The sequence below is a fragment of the Bacillus sp. 11B20 genome (assembly GCF_056098985.1).
Map to the genome: position 1 here is coordinate 1 of NZ_JBLZWZ010000012.1, position 468 is coordinate 468.

Sequence of the window (468 nt, forward strand, 5' to 3'; positions counted from 1 at the left end):
GGCATCCACCGTGCGCCCTTTCTAACTTAACCATTTCTTACTTTAGAAAGAATCACTATGTGTGATGAACTTTGCATTGCATTCAATGTGAATGTATTACTTATTGTTATCTAGTTTTCAAAGAACACGTTGGTGGAGCCTAGCGGGATCGAACCGCTGACCTCCTGCGTGCAAGGCAGGCGCTCTCCCAGCTGAGCTAAGGCCCCGATTTAATAGAAGATGGTGGGCCTGAGTGGACTCGAACCACCGACCTCACGCTTATCAGGCGTGCGCTCTAACCAGCTGAGCTACAGGCCCATCTTTCATATCGAAGATATGATGTTGTAGGATCTTTTGCAAGTTCCTTCAAAACTAAACAAGACGAAAACGCACGCTGCTCCATATATCCTTAGAAAGGAGGTGATCCAGCCGCACCTTCCGATACGGCTACCTTGTTACGACTTCACCCCAATCATCTGCCCCACCTTC

At 48.1% G+C, this 468-nt stretch carries 2 tRNA genes and 1 rRNA gene; all 3 read right to left on the minus strand.

The window, feature by feature from the left end:
* Positions 1–130: 130 nt before the first annotated feature.
* Positions 131–206: transfer RNA gene (locus ACN6NB_RS19485), tRNA-Ala, on the minus strand.
* A 14-nt stretch (positions 207–220) separates the two neighbouring features.
* Positions 221–297 (minus strand) — tRNA-Ile (locus tag ACN6NB_RS19490).
* Positions 298–392: 95 nt separating this feature from the next.
* Positions 393–468: ribosomal RNA gene (locus ACN6NB_RS19495) — 16S ribosomal RNA — on the minus strand; the annotation flags it as partial.